Source organism: Rhodococcus sp. O3 (assembly GCF_048897285.1).
Classification (GTDB): Bacteria; Actinomycetota; Actinomycetes; order Mycobacteriales; family Mycobacteriaceae; genus Rhodococcus.
Genome location: NZ_JBMBTE010000289.1, coordinates 1 through 1,846 on the forward strand (window position 1 = coordinate 1; position 1,846 = coordinate 1,846).

Consider the following 1,846-nt stretch of genomic DNA (forward strand, 5'->3'; position numbering starts at 1 on the left):
CGGGTTGGCGCTCGCCGCGATCGCGATGGTGCCGTTCGCGCTCGTCGCCGACGACCGCGCCGGCGCGGCGGTGCTGATCGGCGCGGCGGCGTGCTTCGGCCTCGGCTTCGGCATCGTGCAGAACGAGGCGCTGCTCGTCGCGTTCCGTCGCGCCGGTTCGAGCCACATCGGATCCGCGAGTGCCGCCTGGAACATCGGCTTCGACGCCGGGGCGGGCATCGGCTCTCTGCTACTCGGCGCCCTCGCGACCGCCGCGGGCTACCCGGCGGCCTTCGCGATCGCCGCGGTGCTCGTTCCGGTACTTCCTCTCCTGGCCCGCCTTGCCGGGCCGTCCGACCCGAAACCACGACCCATAGAATCGAACCCATGAGCGCAAAGAACGTCGCCCTTCTCGACTACGGTTCCGGCAACCTGCATTCGGCTGCCCGGGCACTGGCCCGTACCGGAGCGAACGTCGAAGTCACCGCGGACCCGAAGGTCGCGCTCAACGCGGACGGCCTCGTCGTTCCCGGCGTCGGCGCGTTCGACGCGTGCATGAAGGGCCTGCGGGCCGTCGGGGGCGAGAAGCTCATCGGAACCCGCCTGGCCGGAGGCCGGCCGGTCCTCGGCATCTGCGTGGGCATGCAGGTCCTGTTCGAGAAGGGTGTCGAGCACGGCGTCGAGACCGAGGGCTGCGGCGAATGGCCGGGCACGGTCGCCCGCCTCGACGCGCCGGTGCTGCCGCACATGGGCTGGAACACCGTCGAGGCCCCAGCCGACTCGGTGCTGTTCGCCGGCCTCGACGCCGACACCCGCTTCTACTTCGTGCACTCCTACGCCGCGCAGGTGTGGGAACTGCCCGAACCCGAGCGCATCGCCCCGCCGAAGCTCACGTGGGCCGAGCACGGAGTCAGGTTTCTCGCCGCCGTGGAGAACGGCCCGCTGTCGGCGACGCAGTTCCACCCGGAGAAGTCCGGAGACGCCGGCGCGGTATTGCTGCGCAACTGGGTCGGCAGCCTGTGACCGGCGCCGGCGGCAGGAGCGACGATCCGCGCAAGGACCTGCCGCTGGGGAAGCTGGCGCTCGCGGTCGTCGGCTCGGCGACCGCGGTGCTCGCGCTCGTCACCGTGTTGATGATCGTGCTGCAGCCGAGTCCGGTTGTCGGGCTGATCATCGTTCTGGTCGGCATCGCCGGCGCGATCGCCGCGATGGGTGTCGTGTCGACGCGGATGACGCGCCGCGCCTACGGGCGCGGGGACGATCGCCGATAGCCGGACCACGTCGCCCGGTGCGTGGATTCACAGACGTGACAGGCGGGCCGGATCCAGGTCGAGGCGACGCAGCAGCTGGGCGTTGAGCGCAACCACGATGGTGGACACCGACATGAGTACCGCGGCGACCGCAGGGGAGATCGCCACCCCGGCGAAGGCCAGCACGCCGGCGGCGAGCGGCACCGCGACGATGTTGTAGCCGGTGGCCCACACCAGGTTCTGCCACATCTTCCGGTAGCCGGCACGCGACAGTTCGATGATCGACAGCACCGCCCGCGGATCGTCCGCGGCCAGCACCACCCCGGCGGATTCGATCGCGACGTCGGTGCCCGCGCCGATCGCGACACCGACGTCCGCGCGAGCGAGGGCCGGTGCGTCGTTGACGCCGTCGCCGACCATCGCGACCCGGTGGCCGCGCTGCTGCAGTTCGGTGACCTTCGCGTCCTTGTGTTCCGGTAGCACCTCGGCGAACACCTCGTCGATGTCCAGGTCGGCGGCGACGGCATCGGCGACCTGACGCGCGTCGCCGGTGATCATGGCGACCCGCACCCCGCGGGCGTGCAGGGCCTCGATCGCCCGACGAGACTCGTCGCGCA

General features: G+C 71.3%; 4 protein-coding genes. 3 read left to right on the forward strand and 1 reads right to left on the reverse strand.

Annotation, left to right across the window (positions count from 1 at the left end):
- The 3 genes from ACN675_RS28985 to ACN675_RS28995 form a co-directional block, all read left to right on the forward strand.
- Positions 1-370: MFS transporter (locus ACN675_RS28985; RefSeq protein WP_420754088.1), on the forward strand; the 370-nt coding region annotated here is incomplete at its 5' end.
- Positions 367-1,002 (forward strand): imidazole glycerol phosphate synthase subunit HisH, encoded by a 636-nt coding sequence (hisH, locus tag ACN675_RS28990; protein WP_420754089.1) that lies wholly within the window; start codon positions 367-369, stop codon positions 1,000-1,002. The genes ACN675_RS28985 and hisH, both read left to right, overlap by 4 nt.
- Positions 999-1,250, forward strand: a complete 252-nt coding sequence (locus ACN675_RS28995; protein ID WP_420754090.1) for a hypothetical protein — start codon at positions 999-1,001, stop codon at positions 1,248-1,250. The genes hisH and ACN675_RS28995 overlap by 4 nt, the downstream gene beginning before the upstream one ends.
- 27 nt (positions 1,251-1,277) lie before the next feature.
- Here the strand turns inward: ACN675_RS28995 and ACN675_RS29000 are convergent.
- On the reverse strand, positions 1,278-1,846 hold a 569-nt coding region (locus ACN675_RS29000; RefSeq protein ID WP_420754091.1), incomplete at its 5' end, for an HAD-IC family P-type ATPase.

What these genes read in the sequence shown, in the direction of transcription:
- hisH (WP_420754089.1), top strand. Translation starts at nt 367, where the DNA reads ATGAGCGCAAAGAACGTCGCCCTTCTCGACTACGGTTCCGGCAACCTG.